Origin of the sequence: Noviherbaspirillum phoenicis, from assembly GCF_047237965.1 — a bacterium.
Taxonomy (GTDB): Bacteria; Pseudomonadota; Gammaproteobacteria; order Burkholderiales; family Burkholderiaceae_D; genus Noviherbaspirillum_A.
In genome coordinates, this window is the sequence record NZ_JBDFLX010000003.1 from 691,306 (window position 1) to 711,683 (window position 20,378).

General features: G+C 57.0%; 13 protein-coding genes and 2 pseudogenes. 9 read left to right on the forward strand and 6 right to left on the reverse strand.

Annotation, left to right across the window (positions count from 1 at the left end; all coding sequences use genetic code 11):
• The 3 genes from ABC383_RS25335 to ABC383_RS25345 all read right to left on the reverse strand — a co-directional run bounded on the left by ABC383_RS25335 (position 1) and on the right by ABC383_RS25345 (position 4,439).
• Complete coding sequence (locus ABC383_RS25335; RefSeq protein WP_413018380.1) at positions 1-1,284, reverse strand: 3-hydroxyacyl-CoA dehydrogenase; 1,284 nt, start codon at positions 1,282-1,284, stop codon at positions 1-3.
• Between the two features lie 229 nt (positions 1,285-1,513).
• Positions 1,514-3,601, reverse strand: coding sequence for an acetate--CoA ligase family protein (locus ABC383_RS25340; protein ID WP_413018382.1), 2,088 nt, complete (start codon positions 3,599-3,601; stop codon positions 1,514-1,516).
• 37 nt (positions 3,602-3,638) lie between these two features.
• Positions 3,639-4,439 carry an enoyl-CoA hydratase/isomerase family protein gene (locus tag ABC383_RS25345; RefSeq protein ID WP_413018383.1) on the reverse strand — a complete coding sequence of 267 codons (801 nt, stop codon included), beginning with the start codon at positions 4,437-4,439 and terminating at the stop codon, positions 3,639-3,641.
• Between the two features lie 749 nt (positions 4,440-5,188).
• On the opposite strand from ABC383_RS25345, the gene ABC383_RS25350 reads away from it, so the two are divergent.
• From ABC383_RS25350 to ABC383_RS25360, 3 genes are all read left to right on the forward strand, one after another.
• A complete protein-coding gene (locus ABC383_RS25350; RefSeq protein WP_413018385.1) occupies positions 5,189-6,055 on the forward strand; it encodes an IclR family transcriptional regulator in 867 nt (288 codons plus the stop codon).
• Between the two features lie 343 nt (positions 6,056-6,398).
• Positions 6,399-6,860: a tripartite tricarboxylate transporter TctB family protein gene (locus tag ABC383_RS25355; protein ID WP_413018387.1), complete on the forward strand. Its 462-nt coding sequence runs from the start codon at positions 6,399-6,401 to the stop codon at positions 6,858-6,860.
• Positions 6,861-6,869: 9 nt separating this feature from the next.
• Positions 6,870-8,420 carry a tripartite tricarboxylate transporter permease gene (locus ABC383_RS25360; protein WP_413018389.1) on the forward strand — a complete coding sequence of 517 codons (1,551 nt, stop codon included), beginning with the start codon at positions 6,870-6,872 and terminating at the stop codon, positions 8,418-8,420.
• 318 nt (positions 8,421-8,738) lie between these two features.
• Here the strand turns inward: ABC383_RS25360 and ABC383_RS25365 are convergent, their stop codons facing one another.
• Together ABC383_RS25365 and ABC383_RS25370 are read right to left on the reverse strand one after the other, a co-directional pair.
• A complete protein-coding gene (locus tag ABC383_RS25365) occupies positions 8,739-10,412 on the reverse strand; it encodes a long-chain-fatty-acid--CoA ligase (protein ID WP_413018390.1) in 1,674 nt (557 codons plus the stop codon).
• A 103-nt stretch (positions 10,413-10,515) separates the two neighbouring features.
• Positions 10,516-11,571 carry a Bug family tripartite tricarboxylate transporter substrate binding protein gene (locus ABC383_RS25370; protein WP_413018392.1) on the reverse strand — a complete coding sequence of 352 codons (1,056 nt, stop codon included), beginning with the start codon at positions 11,569-11,571 and terminating at the stop codon, positions 10,516-10,518.
• 161 nt (positions 11,572-11,732) lie between these two features.
• On the opposite strand from ABC383_RS25370, the gene ABC383_RS25375 reads away from it, so the two are divergent.
• The gene (locus tag ABC383_RS25375; RefSeq protein ID WP_413018394.1) at positions 11,733-12,518 is read left to right on the forward strand and encodes an IclR family transcriptional regulator domain-containing protein; all 786 of its coding nucleotides are present in this window, start codon (positions 11,733-11,735) and stop codon (positions 12,516-12,518) included.
• 251 nt (positions 12,519-12,769) lie between these two features.
• Here the strand turns inward: ABC383_RS25375 and ABC383_RS25380 are convergent, their stop codons facing one another.
• Positions 12,770-13,489, reverse strand: a complete 720-nt coding sequence (locus ABC383_RS25380) for a TetR/AcrR family transcriptional regulator (protein ID WP_413018396.1) — start codon at positions 13,487-13,489, stop codon at positions 12,770-12,772.
• 117 nt (positions 13,490-13,606) lie between these two features.
• Between ABC383_RS25380 and ABC383_RS25385 the strand changes: the two genes are divergently transcribed.
• From ABC383_RS25385 to ABC383_RS25405, 5 genes and pseudogenes are all read left to right on the forward strand, one after another.
• On the forward strand, positions 13,607-15,763 hold the full coding sequence (locus ABC383_RS25385) for an alpha/beta hydrolase fold domain-containing protein (RefSeq protein ID WP_413018398.1): 2,157 nt from the start codon (positions 13,607-13,609) through the stop codon (positions 15,761-15,763).
• A 48-nt stretch (positions 15,764-15,811) separates the two neighbouring features.
• Complete coding sequence (locus ABC383_RS25390; protein ID WP_413018399.1) at positions 15,812-17,122, forward strand: ABC transporter substrate-binding protein; 1,311 nt, start codon at positions 15,812-15,814, stop codon at positions 17,120-17,122.
• 166 nt (positions 17,123-17,288) lie between these two features.
• Positions 17,289-17,962: pseudogene (locus tag ABC383_RS25395) on the forward strand (IS6 family transposase).
• Between the two features lie 450 nt (positions 17,963-18,412).
• Entirely contained in the window at positions 18,413-18,949 is a 537-nt protein-coding gene (locus ABC383_RS25400) for a hypothetical protein (RefSeq protein ID WP_413018401.1), read from the forward strand.
• 310 nt (positions 18,950-19,259) lie between these two features.
• A pseudogene (locus ABC383_RS25405) lies at positions 19,260-20,143 on the forward strand (IS5 family transposase); the annotation flags it as partial.
• Positions 20,144-20,378 lie beyond the last annotated feature (235 nt).

A 20,378-nucleotide genomic window follows, 5' to 3' on the forward strand; every position in this document is an offset into this window, starting at 1 on the left:
TCAGTCCTCACCTTTCCAAAGGTAAGTCAGATTGCCCCGCACAAAGCCAGGACCCGAGCGCGAAGCGAGCCAGCCGATATCGTTTTCAAGCGCCTCCTGGCCGCGTTTGCGGGCCCAGCACACGGGACCGCCTTCCCGCTTGGGAAAGCCAAATCCATTGACCAGAACGACGTCTACATCATCGGGTCGTTGCGCCACGCCTTCTGCTAGCAGCAAGGCGGCTTCATTCGCCATCGCCAGCAAAGCCCTGCGTTGAATTTCTTCATCGGCAAGGGGCCGGGATGGGCGAGCGCTTTCGCTGCGTGCGCGATCGATCAGTTCCGTCACCAGCAGGTCAACTTTTCGCTCTCTGCTGCCGGCTTCGTAAAGGTAATACCCGGCCAGCGTCTTTTTGCCCAAACGCCCCAGTTCGCATAGCCGATCCGGGATGTCGACGTAGCGGGCGTCAGGATCACGCGTGGCTGCCTGGCTCTTGCGCATTCGCCAGGCAATATCGAGGCCGGACATGTCGGCTACCGCAAATGGACCCATGGCAAAACCAAAGGCCTCGAGTGCGGCGTCGACCTGTTCAGGATAGGCACCTTCTTCGAGCAGGAACTCGCATTGTCGCCGGTAGGCCGAATAGACCCGGTTGCCGATAAAGCCAAATGCATTGCCCGCAATGACAGGCAGCTTGCCCATCCGCTTGGCAAAGTGGACAGCCGTTGCCAGTACCTCCGGAGCGGTGGCGGCACCGCCCACCACCTCGACCAGGCGCATGACGTTTGCCGGACTGAAGAAGTGCAAGCCAACCACGTCGGAAGGACGGAAGGTCGCGCTGGCGATTTTGTCGAGATCGAGATAGGAAGTGTTTGAGGCCAGTATGGATCCAGGCCGCAGCAAGCCATCCAGCCGGCGGAATACATCCTGTTTGACTGCCAGGTCCTCGAAGACAGCTTCGATCACCAGATCTATCCTTGCAAGCAGCTGCCAATCGATACTGCCTTGCAAGCGTGCCAGCTGTTCCTGAGAAAGCGAAGCAGAAATTTTTCCTTTACTGACGCGAGTCGCGTAATGGTCGCCAATTCGGCGCTCGCCCTGTTCCAATGCTTCTTTTTCCCGTTCCAGCAACAGGACGTGGAATCCGGCATCCAGCGCTGCAATGGCAATGCCTGTGCCCATCGTGCCGGCACCAATGATCGCGATACTTTGAACACGGCGTATAACAACGCCTTCGACATCGGGATGTTGCGCGGGCCCTCGTTCGGCAAAGCCATCTTTTTCAACTTGGATCTGTTCTGTCATTTCTGTCCTCCAGAAGCGTGCAAAGCGTTTGCCCGGCGAGCGCGTCCGCTTGCCCGGCAATCTGTGCAGTATTCGTGTTTCTGTTTTGGAAACGCCCTCATGGCGGTTGCAGCTTGCTTGCCTGAAGAACGCCTGTGGGCGCACAGGGCTCAAGGCAGTCCTGTGCCGTGCACTGACGAACCGGTCTTGCCGACATTAGACCGTGGCCCGGTGCGTCGCTGAGCTGTCGTCAGTCCGCAAGCACGACTACGCCATCTGCCGCCCGCACGCCTTGTCCCTCGGGGAGGACAAAAACCGGGTTGATTTCAGCTTCTACAAGACGGTCGCCCAGTTGGGATGCCATCCCTGTAAAAGCAACAATGGCTGACAGCAGCGCATCCACATCTGCCTTGGGACGCCCGCGAAATCCATCGAGCAAGGGCCACGTCTTCAGTTCGCGAAGGAGCTCCATCGCTTCCTCCCGGCACAGCCCGCCTTTCGGCGGAAGCAGACGCATCGCCGTATCCTTGAATAGCTCGGCGGTGACGCCGCCCATTCCCAGGAGAACGGCAGTTCCCAGTGGATCACGGTTTATGCCAAGAATGAGCTCGGTGCCGCCATTGACCATTTCCTGTACCAGGAAGCGTTCAGGAACGACGCCGGCTCTCGCTTCGACCTCTGAAGTCATGGCGGTCAAGCGTTGCGCAACCTGATCGGCAGGCACTCCGACCGCAACGCCGCCAACATCGCTTTTGTGCGTGATTTCAGCCGAGAGAATCTTCAGGGCCACCCGGGGCCCGAACTGCTTTGCTGCCGCCTCGGCTTCCTGCGGCGTCGATACGATCGCTTCCTGGACACACGGTATGCCGAACCGGGAAAACAGCGCCTTGGCCTGCGCTTCGTCGAGAGAGCCGGCTGCAAAGTCGGCAATGGAGACGTTGTCCGGTGCGCGCGACGCTGCAACCGGCGCCTTCCAGCGGGATACCTGCAGCATGGCACCAAGTGCCGCCGCGCAGCTCTCCGGCGCAACGTAGGCCGGAACACCCTTCAAATTGAAGTGCTCCGCTAATTCGGGCGCATGAGGACTGATATAGGCCAGGATCGGCTTATCGCTATTGGGCATGCAGTCCTTGATGGCACCCGCCATCAGTTCCGGCATCGCAAGACTGGACGACCCGGCAATGATGATCAGTGCATCATAGCTGGGACTGTCCAGCAAGGCGTTGATCGCGCCACGCAGTAGATCGGGCTGCAAGCCAGCCAAGGTAACGTCGATCGGGTTACGGTCCAATGCTGCATGATCTCCTGTTTGCAATGCGCGAAGTCGAGCGGCGGTCTCGGCATCAGGCGCCGGGGCATCGAAGCCATTCACACCAAGGGCGTCCGACACCAAGGTGCCCGCGCCGCCGGTAGAAGTGAGAATGGCAACGCGATTGCCGCGTAGTACACGGCTGCTGGCCAGTGCTGCAGGAATATCCAGCAGATCGCTGAATGTCTGCGCGCGGATGACTCCCACCTGCTTGAATAGTGCGTCGTACATGCGGTCTGCTCCCGCCATCGCGCCGGTATGGGACACAGCGGCTCTGGCGCCCGCTTCGGAGCGCCCGATCTTGAACGCGACCACGGGTTTTCCCGCGCCTGCGGCTTTCAGGCAGGCGGCCCGAAACCGTTCAGGATTGCGGACGGTTTCAATGTAAAGCGCAATGACCCTCGTGGCGTCATCTTCGGCCAGGTAGTCGATGAAATCAGCCAGTTCCAGGTCCACTTCATTGCTGGTGGAGATGAGCTTCGACATGCCGATCCCTCTCGCCGCGGCGCGCGACAGAAGCGCCCCAAGAATGCCGCCGCTTTGCGAGACGACGCCGATGGAGCCAGAGGGAAACTCGTCCATTTCCAGAGCGCCGCTTGCTGACAAAGGAATGTTGTCAGTGACGTTGACCAGACCGATCGTGTTGGGGCCGAGCAGCCGCATGTTGCCGGCCGCCTCGACAAGTTCTTTCTGGCGCCTGACGCCGGATTCACCCGTTTCGCCGTAACCGCTGGCCAGCACGATGGCAGTGCCCGTCCCTCGGGCGGCAAGCTCGCGAACCGCGACATTGGCACGGTCTGCCCCGAGCGCCACGATGGCGACGTCGGGGACAGTAGGCAGCGACGCAATATCTAAATAACACGGCAAGCCATCTATGCTCGCTACGCGCGGATTGACCGGATAGATAGCGCCGGAAAACCCATGTTTGCGCAGATAGGCGACAGGCCGTCCGGCGGTTTTGCTGGCATCTGCGGAGGCACCGATGACGGCGACGCTGCGCGGGTGGAAGAGGCTGGAAAGGGAATGCATGGTCAAGTTCTCCTGGAAATTGTGCTTGTTTGCGGTTCTATCGTTCCGCCTTCGCAGCGCTCTTCGCAAGAAATGCCATGACCGACTCACGATGTTCAGTGCTTGTGTAGCAAATGCCCTGAGCTTGGCTGCCCATGGCAAACACCTGATTTGCCGGTAGTTCGAAAGTCTGGTTGAGGATGGTTTTGCCGAGCGCCAGCGCGGTGCTGGAGCCCTTGCTTAATTCGGCGGCCCATGCTTGAGCAGCGGCAACCAGGCCGTCAGCGGACTCGATGCGATCGGCAATCCCGATTTGCAGCGCTTCATTGGCGTCGACCTTTCGGCCGGAAAAAATCAATTCCTTTGCCTTGGGCAAACCCACGCGTCGGGGCAGAAAGTACATCCCGCCACCATCAGGAATGATGCCGCGGTTGATGTAAGACCATGTAAAGCTGGCGCTCTCGCTGGCCATAATGAAATCGCAGGCGAGGGCCGTGTCTGCGCCCAGACCCGACGCAGCGCCATTGACTGCCGCAATCGTGGGCTTGGGCATGGTATGCAGCAGCGTTTGGGTATGGTGTACGCGCTGCTGCCGATGCCAGCCATTGAAGGCAATCTCGCCTTGCGGGGCTTGCATGCGTTTCTCCATGCCTGATATGTCGCCACCAGCGCAGAATCCCTTGCCGTTCCCGGTGATGACGAGTGCCTTGATTGCCTTGTCGCCTGCGACACGTTCGAGTGCCGCGATAAATTCTGTGCGCATGTCATCGCTCATGGCATTGCGCTTTTCAGGGCGGTTGAAATAAAGCGTTGCTATCCCGGACTCGACCTGCAGATCGATCAGCGAATTGGTAGTCATCTTGGAATTCCTTGAAATAAGTAAGCGTGTTGGTAAGCGACAGGATGTCGCTCTACATTGGGCTTCTGTCGCCCGCTTCTGGAATGGCTTCAAAAAAGCTTGATTTTGGATGCGTGCAGTCTGGTGGACGCTCTGCGCTGGCGGTACGCCAGGCTTTTCCGATCAGGGAGGGTGAAGGCCCGTTTGGGCTTTTGCGCTTGGCGACTATTGCTGTCCATACCTTCTGTCTCCTTTAATGTTATGGCCGTCCTGTGTTCAGGCATTTCACGTCTTCTTGCTGCCGTGCCGCTAAGCATGTAGACAGCTTATGCTGCAAGCTGTTGAAGCGCACCCTCTTAATTCCATGTGATGGAATTGGCACTTCTAGCTGACGTCGGCCAGATTGGTCAATCTGAGGTAGAAACTAAACATATCTTTCCTGCTGCATTCAAACTTCGGAATCCCTGTCAGGGATGCACCGCCAGGGCGTCAAGACGCATTGCCACAACGTATCGAAAGGGTTCAGAACGCCGAAGTTTGTGTCAGCCTTTGGGTCGGACCAGCGAATTCATCTGGGCCTTGGTGCCGTCAACGCTTCGAGTTAGTGCCCGCCGCAATTCTTGACGCTTTCTGGCTGCTTCAAATTAGCTCCAAGGGGTGTTGCTCCGGCCGGTGCGATTTGACCGTGCGTGTTTTGCTTCTTTCCTGCGAGTCTTGTGTACTGGCGTAAGAACATGAATCGATCGTATACAGTAAGATGCTCACGATACATGTCACAATTTCACCTGATGGAATTGAAAGCCTTCAAGGAGCGTGTGGTGAAATCACTTGCGAACCCATCGCTAAATGTCAGTCGGCAGGCAGAGGGTGCACAGAATAGGTCCCTGGAGCGTGGTATTGAAATTCTGAGAGCTTTCCGGCCGGGCTCGGACTTGCTTGGCAATGGCGAGATCGCAGACAGAACAGGCATTGCCCGGGCGACAGTGAGCCGTCTCACACAGACCCTTGTAATGTCCGGCATGCTGGACTACGACCGTAAGGCGCGTGGCTACCGTCTTGGTGTAGAGGTCCTGAGCCTGGCCCTTGCGATGCGCTCAAGCAACCCTGTGCTACAGGTTGCTTCCCCTTTGATGCGGGCGGCGTCTGAAAAATGTCGCGCCAATGTCGGCCTGGCCACGGTAGACCGTAGCGAAATGGTGTACCTGGAGTCATTCCGCTACAACCGGAGAGGGGTGTTGCGCACGGTAGTCTCAGGCCAGCGGGTTCCGATCGAGTTGACGTCACTTGGACGCGCCTATTTGGCAGTGGTGCCGGAAGAGAATCGTAACGAATTCCTGACGACATTAAGAGCGAGAAACGCTACTCGATCTAGTACGGCTTCTGAGGCCCTGGACAAGGAAATCAGGGAAGCGATAGCGCAGGTGAGCACACAAGGGTTTTGCACGGCATCATGGCAGCCGGAAGTCTTCGCTCTGGCCTCGCCTGTGCAAATCCCCGGCTATCCTATCTATGTCGTCAACATGAGTGTCACCGGCAAGGACACTCCGGAGTCGGTCGTCAACGAACTGAGTTCACCGCTGTTGGAGTTGCGGGCCAAAATCCGGGACACCGTGCTCATGCAACTTCAGGAATACTAGCCCTGAGCAGAGATGCTGACGTGAAGCACGATACCGGCACCGTCACTGCATGTTGTAAAAAGCTAAATTCCAGCCAGTGGAATCGTCCAGGTGTTAAGCAAGGATTCATAATTTATTCTTCGCTCCAAGCCATTAGTCAAAATCATTCCAGTTCATCGTTGGCGCTTACCTCGACGGTGTCCTCCTCCAGCGTGGCCGATATCCAAAATCAGGTTGTAGGGCCTGTAAGAGCGCTATTTGGAATGAGCAAAAGGTAGTGGCTTGTCCGGGTGCAGTCTGCCTGGACGCCTGGACGGTGCCTGGTCTACGCGCCGCTATCAAAAAATGGATGGAGACGACCTTAATGCTTATCAGGAACCAGAAGGACTTCTGGTCGGGGGTGATGTTCGCCGCCTTCGGCCTTTTCTTCGCCGGGTTTGGTACCCGCTACACCTTCGGCTCGGCCGCCCGCATGGGCCCCGGCTACTTTCCCACCGTACTCGGCGTCATCCTCATCATCATGGGTGTCGTGATCGCTTTAATGGCGCTTTCGCCCAAGGCTGAAGCGCACAAGGTCGACCGCTTTTCCTGGTCCACCATCATTCTCATCCTCGGCTCGGTCGTGCTCTTCGGCCTGTTCCTGCCGCGCCTGGGACTGATCATTTCCCTCGTCACCGTGGTGCTGGTATCGAGCTATGCCAGCCATGAGTTCGGCTGGCGCGCCGCACTGATCAACACCGTCGTGCTGGTCCTGCTGTGCCTGTTCGTCTTCGTCTATGCCCTGAGTCTGCAGTTTCCGCTCTGGCCCACTTTCCTCGGCGCCTAAGGAGCACACATGGAAACCCTGATTGCCAACCTCTCCACCGGCTTCGGCGCGGTGCTGGCCCTGGAGCCGTTCTCGGTCTTCGGCCTGACCATGAGCCTGCCGATGAACCTGGCCTACTGCTTCATCGGCGCCCTCATCGGCACCCTGATCGGCGTGCTGCCGGGCCTGGGCCCGATCGCCACCATCGCCATGCTGCTGCCGGCAACCTATGCGCTGCCCCCGCTGGGCGGCCTGATCATGCTGGCCGGCATTTACTATGGCGCCCAGTACGGCGGCTCCACCACCGCCATTCTCGTCAACCTGCCGGGTGAAACCTCGTCTGTTGTGACCTGTATCGACGGCTACCAGATGGCCCGTCGCGGCCGCGCCGGCGTGGCGCTGTCGACCGCCGCCATCGGCTCGTTCTTTGCCGGCTGCGTCGGTACGCTGCTGCTGGCCGCCTTCGCGGTGCCGCTGGCCGAAGTGGCCTTCAAGTTCGGCCCGGCCGAGTACTTCTCGCTGATGGTGCTGGGCATGATCGGCGCCGTCGTCCTGGCTTCGGGCTCGCTGATCAAGGCCATCGCCATGATCGTGCTGGGCCTCTTGGGCGGCGTGATCGGCACCGACGTCAATACCGGCGTGTCGCGCTATGCCTTTGACATTCCCGAACTGTCCGACGGCGTGAGCTTTGCCGCGGTGGCCATGGGCGTGTTCGGCTTTGCCGAGGTGATGACCAACCTCGAGCAGAAAGAGCACCGCGAAGTCTTCACCAACAAGATCACCACGCTGTTCCCGTCCAAGGACGACTTCAAGCGCATGGCCGCGCCCATCCTGCGCGGCACCGCGCTGGGCTCGATGCTGGGCATCCTGCCCGGCGGCGGCGCGGCGCTGGCCTCGTTTGGCGCCTACACGATGGAAAAGAAGGTCAGCAAGAACAGCGCCGAGTTCGGCAAGGGCGCTATCGAAGGCCTGGCCGGTCCCGAGTCGGCCAACAACGCCGCGGCGCAGACCTCGTTCATTCCGCTCTTGACGCTGGGCATTCCGCCCAACGCGGTGATGGCGCTGATGGTGGGCGCCATGACGATCCACAACATTCAGCCGGGTCCGCAGGTCATGACCAGCAACCCGACCCTGTTCTGGGGCCTGATCGTGTCGATGTGGCTGGGCAATGCGATGCTGGTGATCTTGAACCTGCCGCTGATCGGCATCTGGATCAAGCTGCTGACCGTGCCGTACCGCTACCTGTACCCGGCGATCCTGGTGTTCTGCTGCATTGGCGTCTACACGGTCAACAACAGCGTGTTCGACGTGTTCATGACGGCGGGCTTCGGTGTGCTGGGCTATGTGTTCATCAAGCTGGGCTGCGAAGGCGCGCCGCTGCTCTTGGGCTTCGTGCTGGGGCCGATGATGGAAGAGAACTTCCGCCGTTCGCTACTGCTGTCGCGCGGTGATTTCAGCGTGTTCTTCACGCGGCCGATCTCGCTGGGCCTGCTGCTGGCGGCGGCTGCGCTGGTGGTGATCGTGGCGCTGCCGTCGATCAAGTCCAAGCGCGAGGAGGCGTTCCAGGAAGAGGCCGCATGAGAAAGCCGATTAATATTTTTCTTGTGAGATCCCCTAGCCACAGCCCTGTCTTCTTCAATTCGTCATGCCGACTGGCTTCTTTGTTCTCAATAGGAGTCAGCCATACGTTCAAAGCGAATGCCTGCAAAGGGTCGCGTACGGAAGTATCGGCCCCCGAGTTCAACACTTTATTCTTTCGTTCAAGACTTTATTGTCGGCAAACAGGACAGCCTTCAGGCGGCAGCGGTGCCGGCATGCCCAAGCGATCGCTCTGTCTTGGGCTACGCTTGACAGGCCAAGCAGCCAAGCTGCATCCACCAGTCAGTGTCATGGCTGTCGTTATGAACTTAACCGGCTGGGTCCCGATTCCTGCAGGCTGCGCCACAAGATCTTTCCACTGCTCGATTTCGGCAGGCTCCCCAGAAACTCGACCAGGCTCGGAACCTTATAGGCAGACATTCGCTCGCGGCACCATAGGATCATATGCTCAGCCGTGACTAATCCTTCCCGTCCCGGCTTGAGGACCAGCAGCGCTTTCACTCTCTCGTTGCCTTGCCTATCCTTGAATGGAATCACGCAGGCCTCATGCACTGCATCATGCTGATACATCAGGCTTTCTATTTCCGCTGGCCAGACCTTGTAGCCGGAAACATTAATCATGCGTTTAAGCCTGTCGCGGATAAAGAAGTAGCCTTCCTCATCAACATGACCGAGATCGCCAGTCCGCAGGAAACGCTTCCCGTCCAGCGCGATGAAGCTCTCAGCATCGGCGGTGGGATTACGCCAGTAACCCAGCATCACCTGAGGTGCATGCGTGATAATTTCGCCGACTTCACCAACCGGCAGTTCCTCCAGGGTCTCCGGATCGATGATGCGGGAATCGACATTGAACGTTGGCACGCCAATACATTGCCGCTTGGGCCGGTGCAGAGGATTGCTATGGAGGAAAGACGCCGTCTCCGACAGGCCATAGGCTTCGCTATAGATCACCTTGAAGTCATCCTGCAGCATCGTGGCCACCGCCTCCGGCATCGCCGCGCCGCCGCCGCAAAGCAGGGCCAGGCTGGATAGATCATGGCTGGTCAATTCAGGAGCGGAAAAGCAGTCGAGCACCATGGCGGGCGGCGCGGCCCAGAAGTTGACGCGGTAGCGCTCAATCAGGGTCAGCGCTGCCGCGCGATCCCAGCGTGACAGCATGACGATGGTCGCGCCCAATTGGATGGGGACATTCATGCCGTTCTGCATTCCCAGCACATGAAACAGCGGCGCTACCGACAGGAACACGTACGACGGCTGCAGCTGCCGCCATAGCTGTGCAGCGATTAACGCGTGCATGACCGTGCGGTGCGTGTGCATGCACCCTTTGGCCTTGCCGGTAGTGCCTGAGGTGTAAGGCAGGACGCATAGGTCGTCACTCCTTAAGTCGTTCCTTTCCGGCGCATGCCGGCTGGCCAATGCCTCATTCCACTCCGTTGTTCCAGGCCTAACGACGGCACCGCAAGTCTCTTGCAGCGCCTCTGGCAGCGGCAAGGTGGTTGGCGCTGTCAGGTAGTCGGCGTAGGAGTGCACGATGACATGTTCAATCGCGCCCGAGTGCAGGCACGGCGCCAGGCGCCCGAACAGCTCTTGTGCTGCGAATGCCACCCGAGCACCGCTGTCATTGATGTAATGCTCGAGTTCGGGCGTCAGGCTCATCGCATTGGCCGGCACGACGACGGCGCCCGCGCGCAGGATCGCATAATAGGCGATGACAAACTGCGGGCAGTTTTGCGAAAAAAGGATAACGCGGTCGCCATGTTTGATACCGCATCGCTGCTGCAGATAGCCGGCCATTGCATCGACCTCATTTTTAAGCCGACCATAGGTGACGATGCTGTCATAGAACACGATGGCCGCCTTGGCGGGGTAGCGAGCGGCCGAGACAGCCAGGTTGTCGTATAAGGTCGTGGCCGGCGTGTCGAGTTGCGCAGGATAACCTTTGGGCCAGGAACGGTCGTGTAGAGGGCGTGCCATGATCTTCAGTACAAATGAGGAGGCCGGCTCGCATGAGCCGGCCGGAATGGGCAATGAGGCAGGGCATTTCCGTACCGGCCTGCCGGCTTGAAGCTCGGGAAGGTCAGTCGCTCTTTATCCCGTTGTCCCGTATCACCTTGCCCCAACGGTCGAAATCGGCTTGCATGCGGCCTTTCATCTTCTCGGGAGGTTCATAGGTGGCAATGGTGCCTGCACCGAGCAGCTTGGCTTGCACATCCTTATCGCTCAAAGCGGCTTGAAGTTCCTTGTTAAGGCGATCGACGACATTTTTCGGCGTGCCTGCAGGGGCCAGCAGGCCACCCCATGCCACGGCGTCGAAACCGGCAAAGCCTTGTTCCGCAACCGTTTTGACCTCAGGCGTAAATGTAACGCGCTTCGCAGACCCAACGGCGATCGGCTTGAGCTTGCCTGCTTTAATATGCGGAAGCGCCGCGATCATGTCCGAAAACATCATCGGCACTGTTCCACCTAACAGATCCTGGATAGCTGGTGCGCTACCCTTGTAAGGCACATGTCGTATATCAAACTGACCAAGGCTTTTCAGCAGTTCGGTGGAGAGATGGCCGAAACTGCCATTGCCGGCGCTGGTGTAATTCATTGCGCCCGGTTGCTCCTTCGCTTTGGCGATCAAGTCCTGCAGATTATTTACGTCAGGCATCTTGGAAGGATTGACTACCATGACGATGGGCAGGTCGTACGCGCTGCCGATTGGGGTAAAGTCCTTGAATAGATCGGTGCCCTTATAGTTGCTCAGATGCGGAAATAGCAGCGTGGGCGTGGCCAGCATCATCAAGGTGTAGCCATCGGGGGGGCTCTTGGCTACTGCCTCTGCGCCAATCATGCCAGACGCTCCCGCGCGGTTTTCCACCACGATCTGCTGCTTCAGGCCCTCGCTCATTTTCTGGCCGATGATGCGCGAGGCCACGTCAGTCGGGCCGCCAGGTGGGAAGGGCACGATCAGTTTGATCATCCGGTCGGGATAACCTTGCGCCGCTGCGCCGCCGGCGGCGACGCAAAGCAGGGCCGCTACTACAAGGCGCTTGTGAATACGGTCGGCTCGCCTGCAAGAAATTCGTCGTGACGCGGTGGCTGGTGCGGGTACTGCAGATGCGTTCTTGATGCTATCAAAATGTGTCATTGTCTCGGTCTCTATGAAGGGCAGTATCTAAGGGTCGCCTTTTGGATCGGATGTGATGCTAGCAGAAATTAGCGAACAATTGTTCGCAAACGAGATAAGCTATGCGGAGTGGCAACTGCGCTTCGCATGCAAATAAAGTGAGGATGGGCTTGGGAGAGGGTATGGAGAAGGAAGCAAAAGACAAGAGGGAAGAGCTGCTCGATTCCCTGTCCAAAGGTCTGTTCCTGCTGCAGCTGTTTGCATCGGAAGGAACTAGTCTGACGATACAAGAAGTTGCGGAAAAGCTTGACGTGACCCGGGCCGCAGCACGCCGTTTGTTGCATACGCTGCTGCATCACGGGTATGTGATGCAGGAGGGGAAAGCGTTTTGGGTGACTCCCAAGGTGATTGAGCTTGGCTACGCCTACTTTGCCGCCATGGACCTGCCCACGCTTGCGCGCAAGCCCATGCGCCTGCTGGCCGAGCAGCTTAACGAAACCTGCTCGCTCGCAGTACTCGACGGTTCGTCAATCGTGTTGATCGCGAGAGAAGAGCCGCAGCAGATGGTCAGGCTGGATATGACGGTCGGAAGGCGCATGCCGGCTTATGCCCACTCGCTTGGCCGGGCGTTGCTGGCGTTTCTGGACGCCGACCGATGGGAAGCGTATTTGGCCAACACCGAGTTGAAAAAGCTGACCCAATTCACGACATGCACGCGCGGCGGATTGGAACGCAAATTGGCTCAGGTACGCGCAGAGGACTATAGTCTGTTGATCAGCGAGATGGTGGACGGGCTAGCCGGACTGTCCGTGCCCTTGCGGGAGCGTGACGGACACGTGATTGCATCGCTCGGTGTCAGCATGGTGCTGGGAAGCCGTACTGAGAAACAGATTATCAGGCAATGCTTGCCGGCGCTTCGGGAAACAGCCGGTAAGGTCGAAGCGCTGCTGCATGCAATGGGTAAGTAAGTACAAGACACCTTCCGCAGGTCGGCGTCGTCGACCTGCGTCTTGAGGCTTTGACCCAGTTTGCCAGCGTTCCTTTGGGGGACCAAAAGCCGCTGCGCCGCTGCTTTTAGGCATAGTCCCTGTTCTAGCACCACCTTGCCCGCTTCGCTTTGAAACCGGGGTAGTCCTCACATCGGTTCTTGTCATGCCTCCTTCCATTGATTGCGCTCATCAGACGGGAGTGGCGACAAAAGGCAGGCTACCTCAAAGCCTCAAAGTCGACTATTCCACGGCAGTGGCTCAGAACTCTGCCTGTCCCCATTCAAGGCCAGTGTGGCTGCAGAAGGCGTCCACTCCAGCACTGCCTGCAAACTGTCGATAATGTTTTCAATCGTATAGGGTGGCGCCCAAAAACGGTTTGGTGTCGGTGATGCATCCCTTGCAGCCTCTTTCGCCGCGAAAATAGCATTTGCATAGATTCCGATCATGGACATCCTTTGTTCAAGCAGCGGCGACGGTATATGAGAGAGCAAGCCGCGCAAGTGGTCCAAGCACTGGCGATAGCCTTTATTCCATCGGTCACCAAGGTATTGCCGGACAAGTTCGCGATGATTCATCTGCACGTCTGAAAGAAAGCGGATGTAAGTGCCGCCCTGTTCCTCGCCTTCAGTGATTTGGTTGACGGGCCGGACCAGAGCTTCAAGAACCTCGCGTACGTCACGGGGGCCGCCATCCTGCACCATACGGTCGATCATTACCTGACGTAGCTGGTCTACCTGGCGTGCGCCATCGATCAAAAGTTCGCCAACGAGAGCCTCTTTCGAACCGAAATGATATTGCACTGAAGCATTGTTTCGCTGACCCGCCCCTAAAACAATATCTTTCACCGAGATGCTGTCCACGCCGTGCAGCGCAAATAACCGTCGGGCCACCGACTTTAGTTTGTCACGAGTTTCGATGCCGTCTGATCGCCTGATTTTCGTTGTTGACATGGTTAGGTAAGTGTGTAGACTTAATTAAGGCATTGTACCTAACTAAGCGGTTTTCGAAGAAAGTCTGCTTTGAGGACCGGGGTTAGCCCTTTCCATAACTAAATAGGAGACAGGCGAATGCGCATCATAATCGTGGGCGGCGGTATAGGTGGAATTTGCGCGGCACTTGCATTGCGAGAACATGGTATCGATTCAATTGTGCTTGAGCAGGCGAAAGCATTGAAGGAGGTGGGTGCCGGCGTGCAGATCGCTGCGAACGGCGCGCTCGTTTTACGCCGCCTTGGACTGGAAAAGGGCCTTGATGCCATGTCGGTAAAGCCAGTTTCATTGGAATACCGCGACATGGAATCTGGCAAGCCGATGGTATCGTGGCCAACCGGTCAGAAGTCGACAGAACTTTATGGAGCGCCCCTATATAACGTGCACCGTGCTGATCTGATTGAGATGCTGGCGAGCGCATTGCCGCAGGAATGCATCAAGTTCAATGCGCGTTGCGCCACAATCGGCCAGAGTGAAGATGGCGCCTGGGTGAAGCTAGAGTCGGGAGAAATAATTCACGGGGATGCGATTGTTGGTGCAGATGGGATTCATTCAGTCGTTCGGGAAACGCTGTACGGCCCAGCCGAAGCAAGCTTTGCCAACCTGCTCGTGTGGCGCGCGCTAATTCCGGCTGAGCGGATAAAGGATTGCAATCTGGAAGAGCGCGGCAACTATTGGGTTGGTCCTGGACGTAGTATTGTTTCCTATTGGGTACGTCCGAAAAAACTGTATAGTTTTCTGGCATCTGTTCCGGCAACTGAGGTCCATCGCGAATCATGGGCCGACAGTGGCGACGTCAACGATCTCCTGCGTTCGTTCCACGGCGCCGAGCCACGGGTCCAGCGCATGCTCGAATCTATCGACAGCGCATTTATTACCGGAATGTATTACCGTGATCCATTAACCCGATGGACTGAAGGCCGGATCACGCTGATGGGGGATTCCGCGCATGCAATGGTGCCTTACCTCGCCCAAGGTGCATGTCAGGCAATCGAAGACGCGTGGGTGCTGGCACGCTGCCTTGCTCGCCACGGTGCTAATGCTATCAACGGTGGTCTGCTCGAATACGAAGACCGTCGCCGCCCCCGCACCACGCGTGTTCAGGCTGCCGCTCGCAGCATGGTTAAGCTTGTGCATGAAGCAGATCAGGGCCGCATTAATGCCCGTAACGGTCGTTGGAAAGGTATGGCTCGGATCGACCCGTTGGGTCAAACCACCTGGAGTTTCTGCTGGGGTTACGACGTGATCCAGGCCGCGGACGAACCGTCTGGCAATGTGCTCGGATTGGCCGCCACGCGCGAGGGCGCGAAAATGCAGCGCCCTGAGAGCCAGCGCGCATTTGATTTGTGGAAGAACGCGTTTTCTCAAGAAGACGTTGCGCGTGGCTACGACGGCATGCGGGAAGCCTATGACCGTTTGCTGCTAACGAACTTCCCGGCACCGCCGACTATGCAGGTAACGCCTATTGAAATGGGCGGTGTGGCGTGCCTGAGAGTAGGGGCCAAGCATCGACGGCCTGGCTCGACGGTATTACATTTCCACGGCGGTGCTTACGTGATCGGCTCCGCGCAGGGATCTGTCGAGTATGCAGGCCGATTGGCGGAGGCAGTTGATGGTGAATGCATCACAGTCGCCTATCGGCTGGCCCCAGAGCACCCCTACCCCGCAGCCATCGACGACGCCATCAACGCCTATCGCGGCCTGCTCGACAGTGGAATAGCCGCGTCGGATATCTTTTTGAGCGGAGAATCGTCTGGTGGCGGCTTGGCAGTGGCACTGGCCATCTCTTTGCGGCATGCGGGATTGCCGCAACCGGCGGGCATTGTAGCGGCTTGTCCGTTCGCCGATCTGACACTGTCGTCAGACAGCCTGACCCAATTTCACGGAGATGACCCAGCGGCCAACCGGGACATGCTGTCATATTTGGCGTCATCGTATTTCCAGGGACATGAACCGACTGACCCGCTCGTGTCGCCAGTGTTTGGCGACCTGCACGGCCTGGCACCCATGTTCTTGGGTGTGGCGACCAATGAGGTGCTGTTCAATGACACTACCCGGCTCGCGGCGCATGCCAAAGCGGCTGGTGTCGATGTCACCGTGAAGACGGTGGACGACTCAGTCCACGTCTTTCCCGTGTTTTCGTTCCTGCCCGAGGCGCGCGAGTTCGTGGACGAGTTCGCTGCTTGGGCCCGTCTACGCCAACGTGGAGCGATAAGGCAATCGGTAGCGGCATAACCACACAAGAACAGAATCAGACGGACTCTATAAAGCGTAAGGGACGCCATGATTCTGCCGCTGCATAAAACTGGCATGGCATTGCTGCCATTAACTGGGCCAAGAGGAGACAAAATGAAAAGGATGTCGAAAACGTACCATTGCGCGGTTATGGCTGTGGGCGCTGTCGCACTGTTTGCAAGCAGCAATGCGTCTGCGCAGAACAATGAGAGCTTTTCCCAGAATACGGTAAAAATTGGGATACTGACCGACATGTCGGGGATTTTTGCTGACTTGGCCGGCTCCGGATCGGTAGCTGCTGCGCAGATGGCTATCGACGATTTTAAGGAGCAGTCCAAACCAACATTCAAGATTGAGCTTATATCGACCGATCACTTGAACAAAGCGGATATCGGTGCGAGTCGGGCAAGGGAATGGTATGACGTGCAGCACGTTGACATGATCACAGATGTGATCAACTCAGGCGTCGCGCTGGCTGTGGCGAAAGTCGCGCAAGATAAAAACAAGCTGGTTATGGTGACCGGTGCTGGCACGACGCGGCTGCACAACGAAGATTGCAACCGTAATACGATTCATTACGGATGGGATACCCGAACATTTGCCAATGGTCATGTGCGGGCCCAGGCGGAGCAAGGAAGGAGGAGTTGGTATCTTGTTGCAGTCGATTACGCGTTGGGACGTTCACTAGAGCAGGATGCAACTGAAGCAATCAAAGCCAATGGCGGAACGGTCGTGGGAACAGTCAAACATCCAATCAGTGCATCAGACTTTTCCTCATTCATGTTGCAGGCCCAAAGTTCGGGGGCGCAAGTCATAGGCTTGGCCAATGCGGGTTCTGATCTTGTCAATGCGGTGAAAGCAGGCAACGAATATGGAATAACAAAACAACAGCAGTTGTCTGCCTTGGTGGCCTCAATCATCGACGTCCATGCAATGGGGCTTAATGTTACGCAGGGCATGGTCATTGTTGAAGACTTTTACTGGAATCTGGATGATCGTACCCGTGCCTGGAGCCGGCGCTTCTTTTCGAGCCAGAAGAAGATGCCGAATTTCGTCCATGCCGCGACCTATTCGTCAGTCTTAACCTATCTCAAGGCCGTGCAGGTTGCAGGGACCGATGCGCCAGCCGATGTGGTCAAGCAAATGAAGAAAGTGACGATCAACGATGTCTTCACCAGCAACGGCAAAATCCGCGCAGACAATAAAATGGTGCACGACGTGTACGTGATGGAGGTTAAAAAACCTGGAGAATCCAAGGTACCTTGGGATTACTATCATGTCCGGCGCACTTTACCTGGCAGCGAAGCGTCGCAACCGCTGTCCGCATCCAAGTGTTCTATGGTGAAGCAACCGGCATAAAGCGGTCTTGTTTGGAACACTTCAGAAGTCTACTAAGATCGAAACATCGACTCTGTTCAATGAGGGAACAATTTGGATTATGTCGCATTGAGCAAGGCCGCCTCCGTCATCCGGTAGACTACTATTTTCGAATGATGAGCAGGCGGCCACGCTAAATGCCAAAGGGGTGCGATTTCCGGTCGACGTGATTCTGGTTGGCATTCGCTGGTGCGCGGCCTATCCGGTGAACTGCCGATACTTGGAAGAGAGGATGCAGGAGCGCGGCGTACTGGTCGACCATTCCTAAATCAACCGCTGGGCAATTCAGTTTCTGCGAATGCTAGAAAAAGCAATTCGAAAGCATAAGCACGTCGTCAGGCCAGCTGGAGGATGGATGAGACGTACATCCAGGTCAACGGCGCCTAGAAGTAGCTGGACAGAGCTGTGGACAAGCAGGGCCAGACAGTCGACTTTCTGGCAACTTCCAAGCATGATGCAGCCGCCGGCAGGCGTTTCTTTGAGAAGGCCATGCGCCGCAATGCTGTGCCGAACAAGGTAACGAAGGACAAGAGCGGCGCCAATCAAGCAGCGCTGGAGCAGCTGAACAAGGAACGCAAAGTGCCGATCACGATTCGGCAGGTAAAATACCTCAACAACACTGTCGAGCAGGATCACCGCGCGATTAACCGCCTCACGCGGCCAATGCTCGGTTTCAAATCGTTTCGAAAGTCGCGCGCGATCTTGGCCGGCATCGAACTCATGCACATGATTCGCAAAGGTCAGTTCATCATGGCAGGCTGCGATGGCATGTCGTTTGCCGATCAACTTTACACGCTGACCGGGAAAATCCGCCCTGCGTAAAGGGGCCATGTCGCAGCCGACACCGGTCTGTCTTTAACGCGCTAATGCGCCAAGGCCCCAAGGCCCGCAAGGTTTGGTTGAGAAAGATCAATCGCTGATCGTTGCTATTACACCCCATTTGATGCGCGCTGCGAAAATTCACTGGCGTATGGCTGCCCTTCATAAACAGGCACTAAGCCTCCAAGTGGCGCTCACCGCCATCAGCTTGCCAGTGCGTCATGTCGATAGCCAACAGCGCCTTCACTTCATAAACGGTGCCGCAGAGCGTTTGCTAGCCTCTGGTAAACGGCTGTTGATTCATTCACCCTGTCTCTGCAAGTTAAAAACTTGCAAGTCTTTTCAAGAGAGAGGGACGTTTTGCTGAACTATTCACATCCTCCCTTGCCTGATAAATCATATTGCGTGGCTGTATGTGCCTCTTGTAGTCAGTGTGCTTCGGAAAGGGCTGTGATGCATTGGATAGACCCCGCTTCTCTGCCAGAGAAAAAAGGCAAAGTGAGCCAGTTTCTTGTCAACCCACATGGTGAACTCGACGGTCTGATACTTGGTCGCTCGCTTCTCGTACACTTTCCTCCGCATTTAGGCCGGCAAGTTGCCCGTCATGTCAGCGTGGGCTCAACGGTACGCGTACGGGGCGTAAAACCACGAGGCGCTGATGTGCTAGCGGCAGTTTCGCTGACCGCCGAAGATAATGCGGTAATTATTGATAACGGGCCGGGTGAAACGTCGCACGGAATGCATCCAATCGAGGGTAGACGAAAGCCAGGAGAGGCTACGGGACGGGTGATGCTGTCGCTTTTCGGTCCCAAGGGCGAGTTACGGGGCGCCTTACTGGAAAATGGCATTTCTTTACGTATGGCACCACATGCAGCAAGCGAATTAGTCGATTACTTAACTCCAGGCACTTTCGTTCATGCATGGGGGGATGTGGTAAAGACGCGGTACGGCACAACGCTCGACGCAGAGTCAATTGCTTTTTCCGAATGAGCGTGACAATCAGCGACACCTTTTTTGGAAATGGCAATATTTGACTCCGTGCTCGTCATCTGAAGGCGGTAAACAAGAATGGCTTCGCTAATACCAATCTCATGTCATCCACTCCCGAGCTTGGCCGTCAAGCGGGTCGATCTACGCGTGCACGCTGACCAAATGGGGTCGGGGATTTGCGTGAACTTGTTCCAAGCGTCGCAGCCGGGGTCAACGTTGTCGTCGTAACGGCTTTGTTGCATAAAACTGGCAGTCCAAGCACATTGGCAGCAGGTCGGATAGGCTGGGCATATGACACCCGCGCCTCAGAAGGACCAAAACGACGAACTGGAAAGGGTACAACGCTGCGTTAAAGGCGCGTGGCTTGCTGCTCATCTGGCTCGATCCCGCCAAGAATTGGCATGGCACGACCAACGGTAAACGGGGACGCAGTCCTATCTTCAGTGACCGAGCTATTCAGTTCTGCCTGAGCATCAAATGCCTGTTCCGCTTGCCGCTACGTTAAGCCAGGGACATGACACAAAGCTTGCTGCAGGCCTCGATCGGCCCGTGCCTGACTGCAGCATGGTGAGCCGCCGGCAAAAGACATTGCGCGTCGCCATCGAAGTCATGCCGACCACAACCGGCCTGCACCTGCTGGTCGATAGCATTAGTAGCAAGATGCTGGGTGAAGGCGAATGGAAGACCAAGAAGCATGGCGCAGATTACCGGCGCCAATGGCGCAAGGTCCATCTCGGCATTGGTGCGGCCACTCTCGAGATTCGCGCGATAGAAGTAATCGACAACAGCATCGGCGATGTGCCTATGCTGTCCAATCTACTGGGTCGGACTCCTCTGGAGGAGCAGCTCGCCAGTATCACTGGCGATGGCGCTTAGGATACGAAAGGCTGCCATCAAGCCATCTCCCTACGTCAAGCTGAGGCCATCATCTCCATCCGGAAGAACGTCAGGCCAGGGGAGACGAATCGCACTGGTGCCGCGGCGCGAAATGAAATTCTACGAGATACACGCCGACTCGGGCGAACGATCTGGAAGAAATGGAGTGGCTACCACCGGCGACGTTTGGTCGAGACCAAAATGCGCTGCTTCAGGCTGCTTGGGGAACGCTTCATGGCACGTAACTTTAATCGTCAGGTCGCTGAATTGCAGGTCCACAATGCTGTGCCGAATCGCTTCACGCGCCTGGGATGTCCCTTACGGTGGCTATGCCATAAATCCATCTATAGCAGGGCTAACTCGTCCTTATTTTATTTCTGCAACAAGGCCGAGCAAATTGTGAACTTGAGGTGGCGATCCTCTGGAAGGCAAATGTCGTCTGAGGTAGTCTGCTTTTGTGGAGAGAATAGATCTAGGAGCCGATACGGAAGGCTTTCACGCGAAATTGGTCAAGCTGTTACTGGCCTGACGGCTATCGTTGAAAACGACAATG